Genomic DNA, 6,830 nt, shown 5'->3' on the forward strand with positions numbered 1-6,830 from the left:
GCCCAAGCCCATGAAGCAGCCTTAGCGCCTAATTGGCCTACGATTCTTAAAAAAGCAACCATAATATCCCTCCTTATGAATTTTTTTGTAATGCTTTCGCGATTATAAATATATCTAAATTTTAAAATCATGTCAACTGAATTTTTAGAAAAATTTATATATTTAGATTGCTTTTAATATTTATTCCAAAAAAATCTATACATGGATATATTTTTAAGTATAATAATTACTGTGGGCTTTAATGAAAATTTAGAATAGATAGATTATTAGTGTAACTAATTATCAAAAAGGAGATTGAGATTAAAATGATAAAAGAACCACAACAAAAAATCTCGCCAAATGCAGTAAAAGTATGGCGGATAAGTGATGTAATTACTTATACTACTGCACTTTGCATATTAGGAATTCTTTTATTTTTACAGAATTATTATGACTGGAAAAACTGGATAAGTATTATTTGTTATATCATTATTGTTTTACTCATTATTTCTTCCATATTTGAACTATCCATAATACCTATTTATCGACAACGAACATGGCGTTATGAAATTGATGAAAATTATATTCAACTAAAACATGGAGGAGTATTAATGAGAAAGCATCTAATAATACCGATGGCCAAAGTGCAATATGTAAATACCAATCAAGGACCAATACTACGAAAGTATGGCTTGTCTACACTAACAATAGGTACAATGGCTTCAGAGCATGAGATACCTGCTATTTCTGAAAAGAAAGCAACAGAATTAAGAGCAAATATTGCATATTTAGCTGGAATTAATGAAATCAATGAATAAAATAGGAGGGCTATAATACAATGAAGCAAGAACTAGCATATGAACAAATAGCTCAGCGAATGCATCCGTTATGGATGCTCTTTTCCATAGTAAAATCTATAAAAGAACTTATTCTGTGGATCGTTTTTTTTGCTATTTTTATAAGTTCAAATTCTAACCCTATTTTTATGATTGGTGGTATAGCTGCAGGAGTTATTTATCTAATTTATAATTTCGTTTCAATATTTCTTGATTGGAAACATTTTAAGTATGTATTTACGGATAAAGAAATGTACATTTATGAGGGGCGTTTCATTAAGGAAGATCGTTTTATTCCATTAGAACGTATCCAAGGTATTAGTCAAAATACGCATTTTTTTCACCGTTTATTTGGACTAACATCACTTTTATTAGAAACTGGTTCCAATGAAAAGAAATCTTCCATTAAGCTTGAAATGATAACTTATGAAGAGGCTGCACGGATACAAAAGCATTTAGGACATATTAATTTTATTCCAAAGAAAGAGAATGAATCAGATATACAGAAAGTAGAGTTAATAGAACCTCAATATATTTCAAGAGATAAGCATTATGAAATGGCACCTAAAGAAATATTGGTTAAATCACTTATGTCACTTAAATTACTTTTATTGATTCCATTAATTCAAGAGGTTTACTCCAATATAAATGATTTTATTTCTATAGATGGCTATATAAATGAAATCAGTTCTTTTTTTCAAAAATCATGGTTCCTAATGAGTCTTGGTATTCTTATTCTTTTAATAATGTCACTAGTTTATGGGATGATTAAGACTTATATTCAATATGGTAACTTTCAAGTTACTTCTGATCAACATCGAATTTTTATTAGAACAGGTGTATTTAATAAAACTGAATTCTCCATTCCGAAGGAGAAAATCCAGGCTATTAATATTAATACTAATCTATTAAAAAGATGGTTTGGTTTAGTACAAGTAAAAATTATAAGTATTACTGATATGGAAGATAAGGATATGAGAACCGCTAAAGTACTCTTTCCACTTATAGATAAAAATAGAGCTTTATTACTAATTCCTGAGATTTTGCCAGCATTTAAAATCGATACAAAAATGATTGGTGTTCCCAAATATACCATTTTTATAAAAATGGTAAGATCAAGCTATATTTGGATTATAGGTACGATACTTACTTATTATTTTTGGACAGAGTTTTGGTATATCCCAATAATATTATTCGTACTTATTAATACATCGCAAATATTGAATGGTTTATACAGTGGTTACAAACTTAACGGGGAATTCATTCAATTGCAACGAGGAGGATTTTCAACAAATCTATTTATAACAAATAGAAAAAATATAGAAGAGTTAAAAATAGTCGAATCCGGGCTACAACGGCTATTTGGACTTGCGACACTTCAATCTTCAATACGTGCTAAACCAGTTAAGAAAACAAAAGTTTTTGATCTTCCAAAGGATGTAGCTAGAAATTACTACTATTGGTATGGAAGTAGTACAAAATATATAAACAAGAAAGTTAGCATTAAAGAAATGAAATAAAATTCTATATTTAAATAAGTATCTAGTTTTATTTTGAAGCTCTAAATTCATTAGATTTGAAACGCAAATTAATCACAAAAGGAGAAAAATTTCTATGTTAGCAAATGCAGATGTAAAAAAGAAGAAAACAAAAAAATGGATTATTATTGGAGTTATTGCGTTAATTGTCATTGTAGCGGCAATTAATATTTTTGCAATGCAAGGCAAGAAAAAAGACGCGGCAACAACGGCTAATACTGTGAGCTTTGAGAAAGTGACAGAGCGTAAGCTGAATAATACGAAGTTAATTTCTGGTCAGGTGAAGCCTGGTAATATTGAAAGTTTCTATGCGGATTCAACTAAAGGGAAAGTGAAAGATATTGCGGTAAAAGAAGGGCAAGAGGTAGAAAAGGGAACGAAGTTATTCTCTTATGATAATGAAGAAATTAATTTGCAAATGAAACAAGCTGAGCTTGATCAGAAGATGGCAGATATGCGTTATGACCAAGGGAAAAAGAAGATTGATTCATTGAGGAAAGAAATTAAGAAGGCCAAAGATAGTGGAGCTGGGAAAGAAATAACAGATCCGATGGACGAGCAAGTAAGTGAGCTGGAGATTGCTCAAAAGACAACTGATCTTGAGAAAGAAAAAGGGAAGTTGCAGAAAGAAGAGTTAAGTAAAAAGCAGAAAGAGCTTACGATTTATAGTAATTTCGCTGGTGTTGTTCAAAAGTTAGATAAAGATGCGGCGCAAAGTTCATCTCAAGCGTTAGGTGGTCAAGGAAAAGCGTTTTTACAAGTAGCTTCTAAAGATCCATTCCAAGTTCAAGGTACGTTAACTGAGCTTCAGAAGTCACAAATTCAAAAGGATCAAACATTCACTGTAACTGCAAAAGCAAATAGCAAGAAGAAGTGGACAGGTAAGATTACAGAGGTAAGTGAGTTCCCAACGAGCGCAGAGATGGCGCAAGCTGGCGGCGTGGGTGAAGCAACTCAAAATATGTCTCAGTATACATATAAAGCAAGTCTTGATAGTCAAGATGGTTTATCTCCAGGTTACCACGTTTCTCTGCAAGTAAACTTAGAGAATAAGAAGATGATTGCTGTCCCAAGTAAGAGCATTGTAGCAAAAGGTGATGATGCATTTGTTTATGTTGAGGATAAAGGGAAGCTTCGTAAACAAAATGTGAAAAAAGGTTCTACTGATGGGGACTGGACAGAGGTTGTAGAAGGCGTAACAGTGGGGCAAAAGGTGGTTAAAAATCCTTCCGACGATGTGTATGACGGAATGGAAGTGAAAGAGAAATGATTACGTTAAATAATATTGCTAAAACGTATTATCAAGGGAAGTTGGCAGTGCCAATTTTGCACGGTATTAGTTTAACAATTCAAAGTGGTGAGTTTGTTTCCATTATGGGGCCATCTGGTTCTGGTAAGTCAACGCTTATGAATATTATAGGTTGTTTAGATCGTCCGACAGAAGGTGAATATGTGCTGAATGATGTGAATATCTTAACGGCAGACGAGTCAAAACTAGCTTTAATTCGTAATGAATATATCGGCTTTGTATTCCAGCACTTTAATTTATTACCACGTCTTTCTGCAGTGGAAAACGTTGAACTTCCACTCGTATATGGGGGGATGAAGAAAGCAGAGCGTCGCAAACGTGCTTTAGAGGCGTTAGGTAAAGTAGGATTAGCAGATCGCGTGCATCACTTACCGAATGAATTATCAGGTGGACAGAAGCAACGTGTAGCAATTGCAAGGGCGATTGCGAATAACCCAACGTTCATTATGGCCGATGAACCGACTGGTGCACTTGATACAAAATCTGGTGGCCAAGTTATGGATATTTTCACAAAGTTAAATGCAGAAGGTACGACAATTGTTATGGTTACGCACGAGGAAGAGGTAGCTGCTTATTCATCTCGCCGTATTGTATTGCGAGATGGGAAAATCACAGAAGATAGAAGGTGTGCCGTATGAGTTTATTAGATAGTATAAAAATTGCTTTGTCTTCTATTCTTTCTCATAAATTACGCTCAGCCTTAACAATGCTTGGTATTATTATTGGTGTATCTTCTATTATTACTGTGGTTGCAATTGGACAGGGCGGGGAGGCTACATTAAAGTCATTATTTGCTGGTAAAGGAAATAATGTTGTTCCCATTCATTACACTCCAGATATTAATAATCCTTTTGAAACAGAAGAACCTAAGTTAACTGAGGAAGACATTTATGAAGTACAAAATATCCCAGAAGTGGCACATGTTCTTACAACAAATTCTAGTATGGAAGCTCTGGATATCGAAGATAAAAAAGAAATGGTAACTATTACAGGATTAGATAAACAATACTTTAATGTTAATCAAGTGAAAGTATTAAAAGGTCGGTCATTACAGGAGTCTGATATTACCGAAGGAAATAATGTGGTCATGATTAGTACAGGAATGAAAAATAAAGTATTCAAAAAGCAAAATCCAATTGGTAAAATAATTGAAATTAAGGGGCAACCAATGCAAATCATTGGTACTTATAAATCAGATAATGATTTTATGGGAATGGAAGCTTCAGAAGCTCTAATTCCGATTACACTATGGCCGACATTATATGGAAAAGATGAAATTCAAGAAATTTCCGTACAAGCAAAAAATGTTGATGATTTAGAATTAGCAGGCAAAAAAGCGTCTAAGGTATTAAATAGCCGCAAACCAAGCGAGTTTACAGGAAAATATGAGGTAACAAATTTAAAAGAACTTCAAGATGGTATTTCTCAAATGACAAATATTATGACTATGATTATTGGTGGTATTGCTGGTATTTCCTTAGTGGTTGGTGGAATTGGTGTTATGAATATTATGCTTGTATCAGTAACAGAGCGCACCCGTGAAATAGGAGTACGTAAAGCACTTGGGGCAACGCGCAGTAAAATATTGCTACAATTCTTAATTGAATCAGTTATGGTAACTCTTATTGGTGGACTAATTGGGATCGCTCTTGGCTACTTGGGAGCTTATGTTGTGTCTATTTATGCGAAATGGCCACCACTTGTTTCATGGGAAGTTGTTGTTGGAGGAGTGTTGTTCTCTATGACACTTGGTATTATTTTTGGGTTAATTCCTGCAAATAAAGCTGCAAAATTGGACCCAATTGAAGCACTTCGCTACGAATAGGTTACATGTATGATAAGGTGACATAAACTATTCTAATAGAGCGTGGTATATAAATACATGGAGGTTATAGAAATGGAATTAAATATTAAAGATCAAGAGGTCAATGTTGAAAAACCATCTTTATTTGGAATAATTACATCTCCAAGTTTGCAATTTGAAAGAATAAAAAATAGTAACGCCATTTGGAAAAGCTTTTGGATATTGGCAGCTTTAACCGGTATTGTATATCTAATTAATACATATGCCTATATTCTGTCTCCAGAAGGTAAAAAAGCAAATGCAGAGTCAGTTTTAGATATCCCCTTATATTGGCAATTAGGGAGTGGATTTTTTACAGGAGCTATTGGTTTTATAATAGGGGCTTTTATTACTGCAGCTATTTATAAAGTGTTTATGATGTTTATGAACAACGATACACCTTTTAAAAAATTATTAGCAATTTCAGTGTATGGAAGTGTTATTACCACACTTGGTTTATTTATAAATGGTCTTTTGGCTATTATTATTGGAGAAACAGGAGAAGAAATGTATACTGGGTTAGCTCCTTTATTCACTTCATTTAATGACGTTTTACATGGTGCTATGAAGTCATTTGAAATCTTTACAATATGGTCTTTAGTTATATCTGCATTAGGATTACATATTACAGCTGGATTAAGCAAAAAACAGGCAACGGTAGTTGCAATCATCTTCTTTATTTTCTCAGTAGCTTTTGGAGCAATTGGTGGTATGATGCCAAAGTTTTAAGTTGAATTGCTATTAAAATAGATGGACAAGCACAAATTAATATTATATAAATTGTTAATAAAACATCTCTATTTAATTCACCTGTTAAAAGTGAATTAAATAGAGAGTTTTTTCATTTTATTGTTTTAAAAGAAATGAAGTGAATGGTGCTCTTAGTATACATCTCTACATTACTGTTTTTTATAAACATATGTTTTCATATATTATTTATTTAATACTTTTAAATTATCAACATATAATGCAGACTGGAGACTTATAAGAATCGTCTCTTCATTAAAATTTAAGTTTTTCATGTTATTTATAAAATTATTAATTAATTCTTTTATCATTTGATTAAGAAGTTCTTTGATCTTATCTTCCTCAGTGGTTACATATCTTCCCATTCCTCTACGCGTTATAATAATCTCTTCTTTTTCTAGCTCTTGAAATGCACGTTGAATCGTATTTTGATTGACTTGTAATGTGGTAGCTAATTCACGTACAGTAGGAATTTTGCTGCCTGTTGACCAGCGTTTAGATATAATTTCCATTTTTATGTACTCTACTATCTGTATATACACTGGTATATTAGGTGAAAAATCACTTCTCATTTTTTT

Annotated in this window: 8 protein-coding genes; 6 read left to right on the plus strand and 2 right to left on the minus strand. The window is 32.6% G+C overall.

Annotated elements, in window-relative coordinates:
- On the minus strand, positions 1–131 hold a 131-nt coding region (locus DN403_RS32450), incomplete at its 3' end, for an aureocin A53 family class IId bacteriocin (protein WP_149186026.1).
- A gap of 174 nt (positions 132–305) precedes the next feature.
- Here DN403_RS32450 and DN403_RS28820 point away from each other — a divergent pair.
- The 6 genes from DN403_RS28820 (at position 306) to yknW (ending at position 6,234) form a co-directional block, all read left to right on the plus strand.
- Positions 306–797, plus strand: a complete 492-nt coding sequence (locus tag DN403_RS28820) for a PH domain-containing protein (RefSeq protein ID WP_149186027.1) — start codon at positions 306–308, stop codon at positions 795–797.
- Between the two features lie 20 nt (positions 798–817).
- Positions 818–2,335, plus strand: a complete 1,518-nt coding sequence (locus DN403_RS28825) for a PH domain-containing protein (RefSeq protein ID WP_149186028.1) — start codon at positions 818–820, stop codon at positions 2,333–2,335.
- Positions 2,336–2,429: 94 nt separating this feature from the next.
- Positions 2,430–3,623 carry an efflux RND transporter periplasmic adaptor subunit gene (locus DN403_RS28830; protein ID WP_149186029.1) on the plus strand — a complete coding sequence of 398 codons (1,194 nt, stop codon included), beginning with the start codon at positions 2,430–2,432 and terminating at the stop codon, positions 3,621–3,623.
- The gene (locus DN403_RS28835) at positions 3,620–4,300 is read left to right on the plus strand and encodes an ABC transporter ATP-binding protein (RefSeq protein WP_063539068.1); all 681 of its coding nucleotides are present in this window, start codon (positions 3,620–3,622) and stop codon (positions 4,298–4,300) included. Before DN403_RS28830 ends, DN403_RS28835 begins: the two co-directional genes overlap by 4 nt.
- Complete coding sequence (locus DN403_RS28840; RefSeq protein WP_063539070.1) at positions 4,297–5,487, plus strand: ABC transporter permease; 1,191 nt, start codon at positions 4,297–4,299, stop codon at positions 5,485–5,487. Before DN403_RS28835 ends, DN403_RS28840 begins: the two co-directional genes overlap by 4 nt.
- Before the next feature lie 72 nt (positions 5,488–5,559).
- Positions 5,560–6,234 carry a YknW family membrane protein gene (gene yknW, locus DN403_RS28845; protein WP_149186030.1) on the plus strand — a complete coding sequence of 225 codons (675 nt, stop codon included), beginning with the start codon at positions 5,560–5,562 and terminating at the stop codon, positions 6,232–6,234.
- A 203-nt stretch (positions 6,235–6,437) separates the two neighbouring features.
- Here the strand turns inward: yknW and DN403_RS28850 are convergent, their stop codons facing one another.
- Positions 6,438–6,824: a GntR family transcriptional regulator gene (locus DN403_RS28850; protein ID WP_149186031.1), complete on the minus strand. Its 387-nt coding sequence runs from the start codon at positions 6,822–6,824 to the stop codon at positions 6,438–6,440.
- Between the last annotated feature and the right edge of the window lie 6 nt (positions 6,825–6,830).

This window comes from Bacillus sp. AY2-1, from assembly GCF_008368965.1.
Lineage (GTDB): Bacteria > Bacillota > Bacilli > Bacillales > Bacillaceae_G > Bacillus_A > Bacillus_A thuringiensis_S.